The sequence below is a fragment of the Streptomyces virginiae genome (assembly GCF_041432505.1).
Classification (GTDB): Bacteria; Actinomycetota; Actinomycetes; order Streptomycetales; family Streptomycetaceae; genus Streptomyces; species Streptomyces virginiae_A.
This window is the reverse complement of sequence record NZ_CP107871.1, coordinates 5707156-5722583: the sequence shown is the minus strand read 5'-3', so window position 1 is coordinate 5722583 and position 15428 is coordinate 5707156. Positions and strand designations below refer to the sequence as shown.

Annotated in this window: 13 protein-coding genes and 1 riboswitch; of the genes, 7 read left to right on the top strand and 6 right to left on the bottom strand. The window is 71.0% G+C overall.

Annotation, left to right across the window (positions count from 1 at the left end; genetic code table 11):
- Positions 1-107 precede the first annotated feature (107 nt).
- Positions 108-1391 (bottom strand): extracellular solute-binding protein, encoded by a 1284-nt coding sequence (locus OG624_RS26825; protein ID WP_033218640.1) that lies wholly within the window; start codon positions 1389-1391, stop codon positions 108-110.
- A 285-nt stretch (positions 1392-1676) separates the two neighbouring features.
- Between OG624_RS26825 and OG624_RS26820 the strand changes: the two genes are divergently transcribed.
- The 6 genes from OG624_RS26820 to OG624_RS26795 all read left to right on the top strand — a co-directional run bounded on the left by OG624_RS26820 (position 1677) and on the right by OG624_RS26795 (position 9310).
- Positions 1677-2441, top strand: coding sequence for a GntR family transcriptional regulator (locus tag OG624_RS26820; protein WP_033218639.1), 765 nt, complete (start codon positions 1677-1679; stop codon positions 2439-2441).
- Between the two features lie 149 nt (positions 2442-2590).
- The gene (locus tag OG624_RS26815) at positions 2591-4810 is read left to right on the top strand and encodes a carbon starvation CstA family protein (protein ID WP_244290744.1); all 2220 of its coding nucleotides are present in this window, start codon (positions 2591-2593) and stop codon (positions 4808-4810) included.
- The gene (locus OG624_RS26810; RefSeq protein ID WP_033218637.1) at positions 4810-5004 is read left to right on the top strand and encodes a YbdD/YjiX family protein; all 195 of its coding nucleotides are present in this window, start codon (positions 4810-4812) and stop codon (positions 5002-5004) included. The genes OG624_RS26815 and OG624_RS26810 overlap by 1 nt, the downstream gene beginning before the upstream one ends.
- 97 nt (positions 5005-5101) lie before the next feature.
- Complete coding sequence (locus OG624_RS26805) at positions 5102-5599, top strand: GNAT family N-acetyltransferase (protein WP_033218636.1); 498 nt, start codon at positions 5102-5104, stop codon at positions 5597-5599.
- A gap of 51 nt (positions 5600-5650) precedes the next feature.
- Positions 5651-5772, top strand: a riboswitch (cobalamin riboswitch).
- A 143-nt stretch (positions 5773-5915) separates the two neighbouring features.
- Complete coding sequence (locus OG624_RS26800; RefSeq protein ID WP_033218635.1) at positions 5916-8294, top strand: ribonucleoside-diphosphate reductase subunit alpha; 2379 nt, start codon at positions 5916-5918, stop codon at positions 8292-8294.
- Positions 8294-9310 (top strand): ribonucleotide-diphosphate reductase subunit beta, encoded by a 1017-nt coding sequence (locus tag OG624_RS26795; protein WP_033218634.1) that lies wholly within the window; start codon positions 8294-8296, stop codon positions 9308-9310. The genes OG624_RS26800 and OG624_RS26795 overlap by 1 nt, the downstream gene beginning before the upstream one ends.
- A 74-nt stretch (positions 9311-9384) precedes the next feature.
- Here the strand turns inward: OG624_RS26795 and OG624_RS26790 are convergent, their stop codons facing one another.
- Entirely contained in the window at positions 9385-9612 is a 228-nt protein-coding gene (locus OG624_RS26790; protein WP_051763104.1) for a hypothetical protein, read from the bottom strand.
- Between the two features lie 81 nt (positions 9613-9693).
- Here OG624_RS26790 and OG624_RS26785 point away from each other — a divergent pair, with 81 nt between their 5' ends.
- Complete coding sequence (locus tag OG624_RS26785; protein ID WP_033218631.1) at positions 9694-10659, top strand: helix-turn-helix domain-containing protein; 966 nt, start codon at positions 9694-9696, stop codon at positions 10657-10659.
- A gap of 13 nt (positions 10660-10672) precedes the next feature.
- On the opposite strand, the gene def is transcribed toward OG624_RS26785, so the two are convergent.
- The 4 genes from def to OG624_RS26765 all read right to left on the bottom strand — a co-directional run bounded on the left by def (position 10673) and on the right by OG624_RS26765 (position 15324).
- Positions 10673-11308 (bottom strand): peptide deformylase, encoded by a 636-nt coding sequence (def, locus tag OG624_RS26780; RefSeq protein WP_033218629.1) that lies wholly within the window; start codon positions 11306-11308, stop codon positions 10673-10675.
- Between the two features lie 82 nt (positions 11309-11390).
- Positions 11391-12380, bottom strand: a complete 990-nt coding sequence (locus OG624_RS26775; RefSeq protein ID WP_030011692.1) for a tetratricopeptide repeat protein — start codon at positions 12378-12380, stop codon at positions 11391-11393.
- Positions 12381-12511: 131 nt separating this feature from the next.
- Positions 12512-13771 carry an HD-GYP domain-containing protein gene (locus OG624_RS26770; protein ID WP_033218627.1) on the bottom strand — a complete coding sequence of 420 codons (1260 nt, stop codon included), beginning with the start codon at positions 13769-13771 and terminating at the stop codon, positions 12512-12514.
- Complete coding sequence (locus OG624_RS26765; RefSeq protein ID WP_051763103.1) at positions 13768-15324, bottom strand: HD-GYP domain-containing protein; 1557 nt, start codon at positions 15322-15324, stop codon at positions 13768-13770. Before OG624_RS26765 ends, OG624_RS26770 begins: the two co-directional genes overlap by 4 nt.
- Between the last annotated feature and the right edge of the window lie 104 nt (positions 15325-15428).

Genomic DNA, 15428 nt, shown 5'->3' with positions numbered 1-15428 from the left:
TGACTGTGGAGTCAAATGCGCGACCGGGGGCACGGCATGCGGCATGGCGCCTGCCGTGCCCCCGGTGCGATCACACTGCTGGGTGGTGAGGGAACTGCGGGGTGGGGCTACTTGTTGATGCGGTTCGCGATTTCCTTGTCCGCGTCCGCGCCCGCCTTGGCGGCGTCCTCACCGTTCAGGACCTTGGTCATGAACTCCTTGATGGGGTTCGGCTCGGTCTCGACGTTCGCCCAACCCGCGGTGACCGGGGTGATCTTGCCGTTGAGGCCGGCCTTGCCCATGGCCTCGGCGAAGGAACCGGCGGCCGGGGTGAAGTTCGCGCCGACCTGGTTCGGCAGCAGGGCGCCCTTGGTCTCGGCGGCGTACTTGGTCATCTGGTCCTTGCCTGCGGCGAGGGCCAGCCACTCCTTGGCGAGCTCCTTGTTCTTGGAGCGCTCGGCGATCGCGAGGTTGGAGCCGCCGAGGAAGACGGTGCCGGTCTTGTCCGCGGTCTTGCCCGGGATCGGGAAGTAGCCGAAGTCGGCCTCCTTGCCCGCCTCCTTCAGCGCCTTCTCGGCGCCGCCGGCCTCCCAGCCGAGACCGATCCAGGAGGCGACGCCGCCCTTGGGAACGATGTCGGTGGACTGCTGCGGGGTCGCCTCGTCCTTGTCCTTGGGGGCGGTGGAGAAGGCCTGGAGCTTCTTGTAGAAGTCCATCGCGGAGGCGGCCTGGGGGGTGGCGAGGCCACCCTTCCACTTGGCGCCGTCCTTGACGGCGAGTTCGCCGCCCTCGTCCCAGACGAAGCCGGCGAGGACGTACCAGCTCTGGCCGGGGAGGTAGATCGGCTGCGAGGCCGGGTCGGCCGCCTTCAGCTTCTCCAGACCGGCGATCCACTCGTCGCGGGTCTTCGGCGGGGTCACGCCGGCCTTCTCGTAGGCCTTCTTGTCGTAGACGACGACGCGGTTGGCGGCGTACCACGGAGCGGAGTAGAGCTTGCCGTCGATCTCGGCCGAGGCGAGCATGCTCTTCTGCCAGGCGTCGGCGCCGAGTGCGGCCTTGTCCTTGGTCAGGTCGGCGAGACCGCCGGTGACCGCGTAGCCGGCGGTCTGCGTGTTGCCGAGCTCCAGGACGTCCGGCGGGTTGTTCTCGGAGAGGGCCGTGGTGACCTTCTCCTGGATGCCGGTCCACTTCTGCTCTTCGACCTTGACCGTGACACCGGGGTGCTTGGCCGAGAACTCCTTGTTGACCTCGTCGATCCAGGCCTTGGGAGCGGAGCCGTCCATCACCCAGACGGTGATCTCCTTGGCGCCACCTGCGTCGGTCTTCGCCTTGTCGTCGCTGCCGTTGCCGCACGCCGCGACTCCGACCATCATGCCCGCGACACTGACCGCCGCGATGAGCTTGCGCTTCACGCCACCCTCCTCAGGGATGCCTGCACTTCCCTCGCCCGCCGCGGTGACATACGCGAAGTACTGCCGTGGGGCCGGGATCTGATCCATATTGGTTTAGACCAGTAGCTGGAGCTTGGCCTAGACCTTTAGGGGTGTCAAGGGTCTAATGAGCGGGTGTCCGGTCCGTTATCGGACCGACACCTGGGGAGAGAGAAGGCCTGTCCCCCCACTCGTGTCACGATGTGACCGCACATATCGGAGGAGCCGGTGACGGCAGCGAAACTGGAGTCGGGAAGGCGGGCGGCGATGGCCACCGAAGGGGCGACCACGGAGCCGGACGGCGGGGCAGTCACCCGCACGGCACGTGTTCCCAAGTACTACCGACTCAAGCGGCACTTGCTCGACATGACCGAGACGCTGCCGCCCGGCACCCCGGTGCCGCCGGAGCGCACGCTCGCGGCCGAATTCGACACCTCGCGGACCACCGTCCGACAGGCCCTCCAGGAACTGGTCGTAGAGGGACGACTGGAGCGGATCCAGGGCAAAGGCACCTTCGTCGCCAAGCCCAAGGTCTCCCAGGCGCTGCAACTGACCTCGTACACGGAGGACATGCGGGCCCAGGGACTGGAACCGACCTCCCAGCTCCTCGACATCGGCTACGTGACGGCCGACGACACCCTCGCCGGACTGCTCAAGATCACCACCGGTGGACGGGTGCTGCGCATCGAGCGGTTGCGCCTGGCCAGCGGTGAGCCGATGGCCATCGAGACCACGCACCTGTCGGCCAAGCGCTTCCCCGCGCTGCGCCGTTCGCTCGCCAAGTACACCTCCCTCTACACGGCTCTCGCCGAGGTCTACGACGTGCACCTGGCCGAGGCCGAGGAGACCATCGAGACCTCGCTGGCCACCCCGCGCGAGGCCGGCCTCCTCGGCACCGACGTCGGGCTGCCGATGCTGATGCTCTCCCGGCACTCCCTGGACGCCGACGGCGAACCGGTGGAGTGGGTGCGGTCGGTGTACCGCGGCGACCGGTACAAGTTCGTCGCCAGGCTCAAGCGCCCCGCCGTCTGACCTCACCCTCCACCCGCCCGACCTGGCCCGTCGGACCCCGCATCCTCGATTCCTTCACATACCGGAATACGGACGGGGTCTTACGCTCAGCGGGCGATCCCCCGTAGATTCCCTGCGCTTACGCAGATGATCGACGAGGGGACGAGGTCATGCCTGAACCGGAAGCAACAGGGACAGAACGGGACGCGGCGAGTCCGGACAACACATCGGGCTCGCCTTCTCCCCGGTCCATCGCCGCGTGGGTGCTCGTCGGACTCGTCGGCGCCATCGGCTGGGGCGTGCTCGCGCTCTCGCGCGGCGAGGAGATCTCCGCCGCCTGGCTGCTCGCCGCCGCGCTGGGCTCGTACGCGATCGCCTACCGCTTCTACGCGCGCTTCATCGCGAACCGCGTACTGAAGGTGGACGCCACCCGGGCCACCCCCGCCGAACGCCTTGACAACGGTGTCGACTTCCATCCCACCGACCGCCGGGTGCTCTTCGGCCACCACTTCGCGGCCGTCGCCGGCGCCGGTCCGCTCGTCGGACCCGTACTCGCCGCGCAGATGGGCTATCTGCCGGGCACCATCTGGATCGTCGCCGGCGTCATCTTCGCCGGGGCCGTCCAGGACATGGTCACGCTGTTCTTCTCCACCCGCCGCGACGGCCGTTCGCTCGGCCAGATGGCCCGGGACGAGATCGGCCCCGTCGGCGGGGCCGCCGCCCTGATCGCCGTGTTCGCCATCATGATCATCCTACTGGCGGTCCTGGCCCTCGTCATCGTCAACGCCCTGGCGCACTCGCCCTGGGGCGTCTTCTCCATCGGCATGACCATCCCGATCGCCGTCTTCATGGGCTTCTACCTGCGCGTCCTGCGACCGGGTCGGGTCACCGAGGTCTCCGTCATCGGCGTCGCGCTGCTGCTGCTCGCCATCGTCGCGGGCGGCTGGGTCGCCGAGTCCTCCTTCGCGGACACCTTCACCCTGGAGAAGGAGACGCTGGTCATCTGGATGGTGGTGTACGGCTTCCTGGCCTCGGTGCTGCCGGTGTGGATGCTGCTCGCACCCCGCGACTACCTCTCCACCTTCATGAAGGTCGGCACCATCGCGCTCCTCGCGATCGGCGTGGTCATCGCGATGCCCACGCTGAAGATGCCCTCGATCACCGACTTCGCCGCCCGCGGCGACGGCCCGGTCTTCGCCGGCTCGATGTTCCCCTTCGTCTTCATCACCATCGCCTGTGGCGCGCTCTCCGGCTTCCACGCCCTGGTCTCCTCGGGAACCACCCCGAAGATGATCCAGAAGGAGACCCAGGTCCGCATGATCGGCTACGGCGCCATGCTGACCGAGTCCTTCGTCGCCGTCATGGCGATCATCGCGGCCTGCATCATCGAGCCCGGCCTCTTCTTCGCGGTGAACTCGCCTCCCGGAATCATCGGCACCACGGTCGAGTCCGCCTCCCAGGCGGTGACCAACTTCGGTTTCGCCATCTCCCCCGAGGCACTCGCCCAGGCCGCCAAGGACGTCGAGGAAGCCAGCCTGCTCTCGCGCACGGGCGGTGCGCCGACCTTCGCACTCGGAATGTCGGAGATCTTCTCCGCCGTCGTCGGCGGCGCCGGCATGAAGGCGTTCTGGTATCACTTCGCCATCATGTTCGAGGCGCTCTTCATCCTGACGACGCTCGACGCGGGCACCCGCGTGGGCCGGTTCATGCTCCAGGACACCCTCGGCAACGTGCACAAGTCCTTCAAGGACGTCAGCTGGAAGCCCGGCGTGTGGTTCGCGAGCGCGATCGTCGTCGCCGGCTGGGGCTACTTCCTGTGGGTAGGCATCAAGGACCCGCTCGGCGGCATCAACCAGCTCTTCCCGCTCTTCGGCATCGCCAACCAGCTGCTCGCCGCGGTCGCGCTGGCCGTCTGCACCACGCTGCTGATCAAGTCCGGCCGGCTCAAGTGGGCCTGGGTGACGGGCGTCCCGCTGGTCTGGGACGCCACGGTGACCCTGACCGCGAGCTACCAGAAGATCTTCTCGGAGGACGTGAAGGTCGGGTTCTTCGCCCAGCGCGACAAGTACCAGGCCGGAATCGACGCCGACAAGGTCCTGGCGCCCGCCAAGAACATGGACGACATGCACACCGTGGTCACCAACGCCACGGTCGACGGCGTCCTGTGCGCCCTCTTCGCCCTCCTGATCATCGTGGTCCTCGCGGACGCGGCCCGGACCTGCCTCAAGGCCGTCCGCGACCCGGGGTCGGCGACCCTCTCCGAGACCCCGTGGACCGAGTCGAAGATCGTCGCCCCGGCCGGGCTGATCGCGACCGCCGAGGAGCGGGCGGAGCTCGCCGCGGCGGGTCCGGAGGCGGGCGGCGGACACGTCAAGGAGCCGGTGGCCTGATGAGCGTGCGCAGCGCGCTGGCGAAGGCGCGGTTCTACGTACGGGAGTTCTCGGGGGAGGCCGCGTACGACCGGTACGTGGCCCACGCCCGCTCCCACGACCCGGACGCGGAGGTCCTGACCCGCCGCGCCTTCGAGCGCGCCCGCACGGACGCCCGCGAGGCGGACCCCCGCGAGGGCTTCCGCTGCTGCTGAGCCCGACCCGCACGCCGAAGGCCCCGCCGCTCCCCGCGGCGGGGCCTTCGTCCGCTCGGCACCCGCCCGTCGGCGCCCGTCCTGCACACTCGATCGCATGGACATGGTGATCAGGGCGGTGCGGCCCGCCGAGTACGCGGAGCTGGGCGAGATCACGGCGCGGGCCTACCTCGCCGACGGGCATCTGGACTTCAACGAGGACGACCACTACCTGAACGTGCTGCGCGACGTGGCCGGCCGGGCCGCCGAGGGCGAGGTGCTCGTCGCCGTGCGCGACGAACGGCTCCTGGGCGGTGTGACCTTCGCCGCTCCGGGCAGCCCGCTCGCCGACATCGCGGCCCCGGACGAGGCCGAGTTCCGGATGCTCGCGGTGGCCCACGAGGCGCGCGGCCAGGGCGCCGGTGAGGCTCTGGTGCGAGCCTGCGTCGAGCGGGCGAGGGCGCTGGAGGGGGTGACCGGCCTGGTTCTGTCCACCCAACGCGGCATGGCCGGGGCCCATCGGATCTACGCGCGACTGGGCTTCGTACGCACTCCGGAGCGGGACTGGGCGCCGATCGAAGGCCTGACACTCCTCACTTACCGGCTCAAGCTGTAGCCACGCCGACACTACATGTGGGGGTTACCGCAGAGGGCCGCCCCCACATGTATGCTCATGCCTGCTGTCGCCGCAGGGGAATCCGGTGCGAATCCGGAACTGTCCCGCAACGGTATGAAGTGTCCGGCTACCGGACACCAAGTCCGATGACCTGCCGACAGCGCGCCCGGCTCGACCGAACCGGGTGCCGATTCGTCCGGGCCTCGCGGTTGGGCCGGTGGACGCCATGCGGGGTACGCGTTCTCGTCGCGCCCGCATGCGCCCGCCCGCGCCCCGCCCCGCCGATGACCGGGCCGAGCGAGGGAGAGCTCCCGCCGTGACCATCGCGCCTTCCGCACCGCGCGCCGAGTCCACTTCTGGCGACAACACCGAGGGCCCGGGGGCCACGCTGCTGCGTACCCTCACCGAACTTACGGCGGACCTCCCCGACACCGACCCCGGCCGGGTCGCGGCTTCCGCGCTGCGCGGCCGCAGCTCCGCCGCCGACGACGCCGAACTGCGCGGGCTGGCCACCGAGGCCGCCGCCGGTCTGATCTCCGAGGACCCGGCCTACTCCCGGCTCGCCGCCCGCCTGCTGACGCTGGCCGTGCGCGACGAGGCCGCGAGCCAGGGCTCCACCTCCTTCTCGGCCTCCGTCGAGGTCGGCCACCGCGAGGGCCTCATCGCGGACCGCACGGCCGAGTTCGTCCGTACGCACGCGAGCCGGCTCGACTCTCTGGTCGAGCTGACCCTCGCCGAGGGCGCCGACGACCGCTTCGGCTTCTTCGGCCTGCGCACCCTGCACAGCCGCTACCTGCTGCGCCACCCGATCACCCGTCAGGTCATCGAGACCCCGCAGTACTTCATGCTGCGCGTGGCGTGCGGTCTGGCCGCCGACGAGAGCGTCCAGGCCGTCGAGGAAGTGGCCTCGCTGTACCGGCTGATGAGCCGTCTGGACTACCTGCCGTCCTCCCCGACGCTGTTCAACTCCGGCACCCGGCACCCGCAGATGTCCTCCTGCTACCTGCTGGACTCCCCGCTGGACGAGCTCGACTCGATCTACGACCGCTACCACCAGGTCGCGCGCCTGTCGAAGCACGCGGGCGGCATCGGTCTGTCGTACTCCCGCATCCGCGCCCGCGGTTCGCTGATCCGCGGCACCAACGGCCACTCCAACGGCATCGTGCCGTTCCTGAAGACCCTCGACGCCTCCGTCGCCGCCGTGAACCAGGGTGGCCGCCGCAAGGGCGCCGCCGCCGTCTACCTGGAGACCTGGCACGCGGACATCGAGGAGTTCCTGGAGCTCCGCGACAACACCGGTGAGGACCAGCGCCGCACCCACAACCTGAACCTCGCCCACTGGGTGCCGGACGAGTTCATGCGCCGCGTGAACGCCGACGCCGACTGGTCGCTGTTCTCCCCGGCCGACGTGCCCGAGCTGGTCGACCTGTGGGGCGACGACTTCGACGCCGCCTACCGCAAGGCCGAGGCCGACGGCCTGGCCCGCAAGACCATGCCCGCCCGCGACCTGTACGGCCGGATGATGCGCACCCTCGCGCAGACCGGTCAGGGCTGGATGACCTTCAAGGACGCCTCCAACCGCACGGCGAACCAGACCGCCGAGCCGGGCACCGTCGTCCACTCCTCGAACCTGTGCACCGAGATCATCGAGGTCACGAACGACGGCGAGACGGCCGTCTGCAACCTCGGCTCGGTCAACCTGGGCGCCTTCGTCGTGAACGGCGAGATCGACTGGGAGCGGATCGACGAGACCGTCCGCACCGCCGTCACCTTCCTCGACCGCGTGGTGGACATCAACTTCTACCCGACCGAGCAGGCCGGCCGCTCCAACGCCCGCTGGCGTCCGGTGGGCCTGGGCGCGATGGGCCTCCAGGACGTCTTCTTCAAGCTGAAGCTGCCCTTCGACTCCCCCGAGGCGAAGGCCCTGTCCACCAAGCTCTCCGAGCGCATCATGCTGGCCGCCTACGAGGCCTCCTGCGACCTCGCCGAGCGCAGCGGCCCGCTGCCGGCCTGGGAGCAGACCCGTACCGCCCGCGGTGTCCTGCACCCGGACCACTACGACGTCGAGCTGAACTGGCCGGAGCGCTGGGACGCGCTGCGCGCCCGCGTCGCCGAGACCGGCATGCGCAACTCCCTGCTCCTCGCCATCGCCCCGACGGCGACCATCGCCTCCATCGCCGGCGTGTACGAGTGCATCGAGCCGCAGGTCTCCAACCTGTTCAAGCGCGAGACGCTCAGCGGTGAGTTCCTCCAGGTGAACGGCTACCTGGTGGAGGAGCTCAAGCAGCTCGGCGTGTGGGACGCCCAGACCCGTGAGGCGCTGCGCGACTCCTCCGGCTCGGTCCAGGGCTTCGGCTGGATCCCGGCCGAGGTCCGCGAGCTGTACCGCACGGCGTGGGAGATCCCGCAGCGCGGTCTGATCGACATGGCGGCGGCCCGTACGCCGTTCCTGGACCAGTCGCAGTCGCTGAACCTGTTCCTGGAGACGCCCACCATCGGCAAGCTCAGCTCGATGTACGCGTACGCCTGGAAGCAGGGCCTGAAGACCACCTACTACCTGCGCTCGCGCCCGGCGACGAAGATCGCCCGTGCCGCGCAGGCGGCCGCGCCCGTCGAGCTGCCCCAGGCGGTCGCCGACGCCGAGGCGCTGGCCTGCTCCCTTGAGAACCCCGAGTCCTGCGAGGCCTGCCAGTAATGAGCTCCAACGACCAGAAGAACCTCCTGGACCCGGGCTTCGAGCTCACGCTCCGCCCGATGCGCTACCCGGACTTCTACGAGCGCTACCGGGACGCGATCAAGAACACCTGGACCGTCGAGGAGGTCGACCTCCACTCGGACGTCGCGGACCTCGCGAAGCTGACGCCTTCCGAGCAGCACATGATCGGCCGACTGGTCGCGTTCTTCGCGACCGGCGACTCGATCGTCTCGAACAACCTGGTGCTGACGCTCTACAAGCACATCAACTCCCCGGAGGCGCGCCTGTACCTGTCGCGCCAGCTGTTCGAGGAGGCCGTGCACGTCCAGTTCTACCTGACGCTGCTCGACACCTACCTGCCCGACCCGGACGACCGCGCGGCCGCCTTCGACGCGGTCGAGGAGATCCCCTCCATCCGCGAGAAGGCGCAGTTCTGCTTCAAGTGGATGGACTCGGTCGAGAAGATCGACCGGCTGGAGACGGCCGCCGACCGCCGCCGCTTCCTGCTGAACCTGATCTGCTTCGCGGCGTGCATCGAGGGCCTGTTCTTCTACGGCGCCTTCGCGTACGTGTACTGGTTCCGCTCGCGCGGTCTGCTGCACGGCCTGGCCACCGGCACCAACTGGGTGTTCCGTGACGAGACCATGCACATGAACTTCGCGTTCGAGGTCGTGGACACGGTCCGCAAGGAGGAGCCGGAGCTCTTCGACGACGCCCTCCAGCAGCAGGTCACCGACATGCTCAAGGAGGCCGTGGAGGCGGAGCTGCAGTTCGGTCGCGACCTGTGCGGTGACGGCCTGCCGGGCATGAACACCGAGTCGATGCGCGAGTACCTGGAGTGCGTCGCGGACCAGCGTCTGGTCCGTCTCGGGTTCCCGCCGGTGTACGGCTCGCAGAACCCGTTCTCCTTCATGGAGCTGCAGGGCGTGCAGGAGCTGACGAACTTCTTCGAGCGTCGTCCGTCGGCCTACCAGGTCGCGGTCGAGGGCACCGTCGACCTGGACGAGGACTTCTAAGGCCTCGTACGAATCGACCGGGGAGCCGGGATGCGGAGGTTTCCGTGTCCCGGCTTCTCGCGTTCCCCGGTGTCTCAGTGGGCGATGGGGCCCCAGTACCGCCGGGGGGCGGGCCGGAAGGCGCGCCGGCGCGGAGTGGGCGGGAGGCCGCCCGCGCGCTGGCGGGGCAGCCACACCAGCCGGGTCGCGACGGCCCGGATCTGCTGGTCGATCCGCCGGTCGCGCAGGATCCCGTAGAGGCTGGGCCCGAGGACGAGGGCGGCGACGGCGAGGACGGCGAGGTAACTCACGAAGGTGGTCATAGCTCTACTGTCCGCCTGATCGCCCATGATCGACAGTGGCAGTACTGTCACAGAAGACCGAATTACTGCCACACTGGGGTCATGCTGACCAACGTGGCCGTGGCCCTCGTCGACAAAGTCGCCCCCTTCGAGCTGGGGATCTTCTGCGAGGTGTTCGGAATCGATCGCAGTGACATGGGCGTACCGGTGTACGACTTCGCCGTCTGCGCGGCGGAGGAGGGGCCGCTGACCGTGGGCGGGGGCGCCTTCGGCATCACCCCCGCACACGGGCTGGAGCGGCTGGAGGAGGCCGATCTGATCTGCCTGCCCGCCGCCGGTGACGCGGGCGTACGCATCTACCCCGAGCCCCTGCTCGCGGCCCTGCGCCGGGCCGTGGAGCGGGGCGCGCGGGTCCTCAGCGTGTGCAGCGGGGCCTACATCCTGGGCGCCGCCGGGCTGCTGGACGGCCGCCGGTGCACCACCCACTGGATGCACGCCGCGGCCCTGACCCGGCGCTTCCCGCGGGCGGTCGTCGACCCGGACGTGCTCTACGTCGACGAGGGCCCGGTGATCACCGCCGCCGGCACGGCCTCCGGCATCGACGCCTGCCTGCACGTGGTCCGCCAGGAGCACGGGGCCGAGGTGGCCAACATCATCGCGCGCCGGATGGTCGTACCGCCGCACCGCGACGGCGGGCAGGCCCAGTTCATCCAGCGGCCGCTGCCGCGCACGGCCTGCGACACGGTGGGCGAGGTGATCGAGTGGATGGCCCGCCACCTGGGCGAGGAGATCACCGTCGAGCAGCTCGCGGAGCGGGCGCACATGTCCCCGCGGACCTTCGCCCGCCGCTTCCTCCAGGAGACCGGCACCACCCCGTACAAGTGGGTGCTGCGCCAGCGGGTCCTGCTGGCGCAGGAGCTGCTGGAGTCGACCGGCGAGACGGTGGACGCCATCGCAGGCCGCTGCGGCTTCGGCAACGCGGCCGCCCTGCGCCACCACTTCCTGCGGACCCTGGGCACCACGCCGAATTCCTTCCGGCGCGCCTTCCGGGGCCCGCAGGCCGCCTAGGGCATGTCCGGAATCAGACGTTGGGGACGGTCTCGTAGCGGGGGGTGCCCTCGTCCATCTGACGCAGGGCGTCCTTGCGGTCCCGCTTCGAGAGGCGGTCGATGTAGAGGTAGCCGTACAGGTGGTCGGTCTCGTGCTGCAGGCAGCGGGCGAAGTAGCCGGTGCCGCGCACCTTGATCGGGTTGCCCTGCGCGTCCTGGCCCTCGACCTCGGCGTAGTCCGGGCGGGCCAGCGAGGCGTACGCCGTCGGGACCGACAGGCAGCCCTCGTTGGAGTCGTCCAGCACACGGGCGGCGGCCGGCAGCTCGATCAGCTTCGGGTTGACCACGACACCGGTGTGCCGCTTGCCGTCGTCGTCCGGGCAGTCGTAGACGAAGACCTTGGCGTCCACGCCGATCTGGTTCGCGGCCAGGCCCACGCCCTCGGCGGCCTTCTGGCTGGCGAACATGTCGTCGATCAGCTGCGCCAGCTCGTCGCCGAACTCGGTGACGTCCTTGCACTCCTTGTGCAGGACCGGGTTGCCGACCGTGGTGATCGGACGGGCCGTACCGCGCTGACGGTGGGCGAGCTCGCGCGCCTCACAGTCCTCGGTGTCCACGACGTACCCGTCGTTCACGCTCTCGACAACCTCGTTCTCCTGCTGCGCCATGTCCGCCGTACGCCTTCCGTAAGTCCCGGTCACCGATGGCCATGGTGGTCACCGATGTGCCCGTACAGCGTACGGCCCCGGATCAGCAGACTTCTTCGAGATCCCGCCACTCGCGGGTGCCGGGGCTGTCCGCGACCCAGCCGTCGAGCAGTCCGCGCACCAGACCGGCCGGTGCCGCGATCCCGCATTCGCGCTCGGGGACCCACAAGGAACCCGAGCCGGCCGTACGGTGCCCGAGCGGTCCGGGGTGGCCGGGCTCGCTGTGGTCGTGCGGATCGAGGTGCTGCTCACCGTCGCCCTCGTCGCTCGGCATCTCGCTCTCCGAGCAGGTCCGGCACAGCAACCGCACCGACGAGGACCAGTCCTCGGCGGCGAATCCGGCGTCCGAGGCCAGCTGCTCCAGCGCGTCGCGATCCGCCTCGGTGGCCGCCTCCAGCAGCACCACCCAGGTCGGCACCGGGGACGGCGCCCACAGCTCGATCTCGTCGAACACGGGGTACGAGGGACCGGCCGCGGTCACCCGCTCTCCGTGCGGGACCCCGTCGTGGAGCACGACCTCGCCCCACCGCCGCCCGGAGGAGGGCAGCGGGATCGACAGGACCTCCAGCCGGGCCGGGTCCAGCCGACGGCCCCAGACCACCTCGGCCTCGCCCTCGGGCGACAGCCGCACGGCGGCGCTGCCCAGTTCCATCCCGACCGGCTCGCCCGCCCCGGCGGCGTCCCCGGGCACCTTCAGCCCGTACGCCTGCCAGGCCCGCCGGGCCAGCGGCCAGTCCTGCAACGCGGTGGCGGCGATCCCGACGTTCCACCAGTCCGGGGCGCCGGTCTCCCGGTCCAGCAGGGCCACGGCACGCAGCCCGGCGGCCCGCGCCTGCTCCCAGTCGTGCCGGAACTTGTGCAGCAGGGCCAGATTGAACCAGGACTCGGACAGCCAGGGCTCCAGGTCCGCCGCTCTCGTCAGGAGCGCGCCCGCGTCCTCGTACCGCCCGTCGCCGATCAGCGTGAACGCGCGGTCGGTGGCCTGCCGCCACGAGGCGGAGGGCCGATGCCGTACCTTCCCGAAGATCCTCACGATTCCCGCCTGCCTGGGGGCACCTCCCAGCGGTCGCTGGGGAACAACGGTGCAGCCTTGCGGACACTCCTACGGTCCCTCTTACTGGCATCCAACCATGCCCACTCGGACGGCCGCTCATTACCCATGGGTTACCCAGGTGGGACGGGCACCACTCTGCCACGTCCGCCCCTGGCCAGAACCCTTGCCAGGCACTCCACGACCTCCGGCTGGTACTCGTGCCCGGTGCCCAGGCGGAGCCGCTCCAGGGCGGCCAGTGAGCCACCCGGGTGACGGCTCCCGCCGACCAGATCGTCGTACGCATTCACCGTACGCACGATCCGGGCCGCCGTGGGCTGTTCCCGGTACGGATCCGCCTGCCGCTCCACCACCTCGGCGACCTCGGCGGGCACCCCGGTCTGGCGGGCCACCTCCCCGCCCAGCGCGGCGATCCGGCGGGCCTCGCCGTCGGGCAGCCCGGCCGTGGCCCCGTCCGGGACCGGGTCGACGAGGGAGAGCTGCCCGATGTCGTGCATCAGGGCGGCGTACTCCAGCACCGTGAGCTCCCGCTCCGACAGGCCCAGCTCCCGACCGACGGCGCAGCTCAGGGCGGCCACCCGGCGGGAGTGGCCCGGGCGGGTGCAGCCGGCGATCTCGGTGGCGCGGGCCAGTGAGGTGATGGTCTGGCGGTAGGTGGTGCGGATCGCGGTGATCCGGTGGAAGGACAGCTGGGTCAGCAGCAGGGGCACGCTGAAGACGGGCAGGGCCCACAGGCCCGCGACGGCCGTGCCGAGCGCCATGACGACCCCGGTGGCGCAGATCGCCGAGCCGATGCCGAGCTGGGCGCGCAGTTCGTCGCGCAGCACCGGACCGTACGGCCGGCCGGTCCGGGCCCCGGTGAGCGCGGCGGCGAGCACGGCGTCGCACAGGGCGGTGAGGCCGAGCAGGAAGAGCAGGAAGCCGACGAGGTACGGGCCCTGGCCCACCCGCTGCTCCAGCCGGCCCGAGTTGTAGAGCGGCTGGAAACAGGCGGCGGCGAAGGCGACGGTGAGCACCCGGCGGGACAGGTGGTCGAGGGCGGGACCCCGACCGCGGGCGATGTGCGGGACGATCCCGGCGAGGACGGCGGCAACGACGACCGCGACGGTCTGCAGCACCCCGTGGTGGGTGGGCTGCCCGGCGCTCTGGCCGAGCAGGGCGTAGGCGAGGGCTCCGGCGGAGCCGAGCGGTGCGGGGTGCCGTCCGAGGGGGTCCCGGCGGTCCCGGCGGGCGAGCTCCCCGACAGTGATCAGGGTGGCGAAGGCCAGGGCGGCGCCGGGCTCGGCGACGCCGTTCCACAGGGTGTGGCCGAGCGCGGCGCCGGTGAGCACCCCGGCGGCTCCGCGTACGGTCCAGGCGGCGGGGGCCCTCATCCGCCCGCCCCGCCGGCGTCCGCGTCCGGGCCGGACCCGCCGGCCGGGCCGGGAACCGCGGGGACCCGGCCCGGCTGCGGGGCCGGTGCGGCCGTACGGGAACCCTGCTCCGGCATCCCGGGCAGGGTCGACGGCCGCGGGCCCGGGCCCGGTGCGGGTCCGGGTCCGGATCCGGGTGCGAGTACCGGGCCGGGTACCGGCGGCCCCGGGTCGGCGGCCCCGGCCGGGATCACCTGGAGGTCCTCGTCCGAGGTCACCACCGGGTGCCAGCCGGTCCGGCCGATCGCGTCGACCAGCGCCCGCACCATCGACGGGTCGAACTGCGCCCCCGCGCACCGTTCCAGCTCCGCGAGGGCGACCGGCACCGGCCGGGCCCGGCTGTACGAGCGGGTCGAGGTCATCGCGTCGAAGGCGTCGGCCACCGCCACCACCCGGGCCAGTACCGGGATCTGCTCGCCGGTCAGCCCGTACGGATAGCCGGAGCCGTCGACCCGCTCGTGGTGGTGCAGGATCGCGGACCGGGCCTCGCCGAGGAAGCCGATGCCGCGCACCATCTCGTGCCCGTACTCGGGATGCAGCTCGATGATCCGGCGCTCCTGCGGGGTGAGCGGACCGTCCTTGCGCAGCAGCCGGGTCGGGACGCCGAGTTTGCCGACGTCGTGCAGGATCCCGGCGATGCGCACCGTCTCCAGCCGGTCCTCGGTCATGCCCAGCTCCCGGGCGATCATCGTGGAGGCCTGGCCGACCCGTTCGCTGTGGCCGCGCGTGTAGCGGTCCTTGATGTCGACGGCCTGGACGAGGGCCCGGATGGTGGCCTGGTGCGCGGCGCTTTCGCGGTGGTACTGGGCGAAGACCCAGCAGGAGATGTACATCGGCAGCAGGACGAGCAGGGCGGCCGGGGGCCCGTAGGGGCTGCGCCACATGACGGCCATCATCAGGCCGGCGAGGCCGTGGACGCAGTGCGGGGCGAGGGAGGCGGACAGGAGCCCGCGCCAGGCGGTGGCGGCCGGTCGGCGTTCGGCGGCGGCCAGGATGCCGCCGTCGAGGACGGTGAGCACCAGGCAGAAGACGACGGCCGCGGCCGTCGCGGGGAGCAGCGCGAAGGGGAAGTCGGCCGGTCCCGCGAGCGGCCCGGAGCCGGTGGAGGGCCCGCCGCCGAGGGTGGCCGGGCCGTCCAGCAGCCCGTAGGTCCGGCCCGCGACCCAGGCGGCCGTCGCCTGCTGCGCGCCGTGCCACACGCGGCGCACCCGGGCGGCCCGCCGGCCGGCGGGCCCCGCGAGGCCCCCGGGCAGCGCGACGAGCGCGGCGGCGGCGGGTGGCAGCAGGAGGACGGCGGCGAGCACGACGGGGAAGAAGGAGCCGATGCCCTCGGGCACCCGGCGGCCCAGCAGCGGGCAGACCTTGACGAGTTCGCAGCCGAGGTAGAGCGCGGCGAGCAGGAGGACGGCCGTCCAGGGCGTACCGGAATCCGTGAGGGCGGGGGTGACGCACGCGGCGGCCGCGAGAACGGCGCACAGGATGTATGCGCGCGCCGCCGGCGGAAGTGCCCGCATGGCGCTCTCCTCCCCTGTGCCGTGCACACCGGTCGCCGTATCGAACCAGCACCGAATGGGGAGAATAGGTGGGGCCCGGAGCGAGGTGGGCCACATTTCCGCAT

Coding starts and splice junctions, on each gene's coding strand:
- OG624_RS26820 (WP_033218639.1), top strand. CDS start 1,677: ATGGCCACCGAAGGGGCGACCACGGAGCCGGACGGCGGGGCAGTCACC.
- OG624_RS26815 (WP_244290744.1), top strand. CDS start 2,591: ATGCCTGAACCGGAAGCAACAGGGACAGAACGGGACGCGGCGAGTCCG.
- OG624_RS26810 (WP_033218637.1), top strand. CDS start 4,810: ATGAGCGTGCGCAGCGCGCTGGCGAAGGCGCGGTTCTACGTACGGGAG.
- OG624_RS26805 (WP_033218636.1), top strand. CDS start 5,102: ATGGACATGGTGATCAGGGCGGTGCGGCCCGCCGAGTACGCGGAGCTG.
- OG624_RS26795 (WP_033218634.1), top strand. CDS start 8,294: ATGAGCTCCAACGACCAGAAGAACCTCCTGGACCCGGGCTTCGAGCTC.
- OG624_RS26790 (WP_051763104.1), bottom strand. CDS start 9,612: ATGACCACCTTCGTGAGTTACCTCGCCGTCCTCGCCGTCGCCGCCCTC.
- OG624_RS26785 (WP_033218631.1), top strand. CDS start 9,694: ATGCTGACCAACGTGGCCGTGGCCCTCGTCGACAAAGTCGCCCCCTTC.
- def (WP_033218629.1), bottom strand. CDS start 11,308: ATGGCGCAGCAGGAGAACGAGGTTGTCGAGAGCGTGAACGACGGGTAC.
- OG624_RS26770 (WP_033218627.1), bottom strand. CDS start 13,771: ATGAGGGCCCCCGCCGCCTGGACCGTACGCGGAGCCGCCGGGGTGCTC.
- OG624_RS26765 (WP_051763103.1), bottom strand. CDS start 15,324: ATGCGGGCACTTCCGCCGGCGGCGCGCGCATACATCCTGTGCGCCGTT.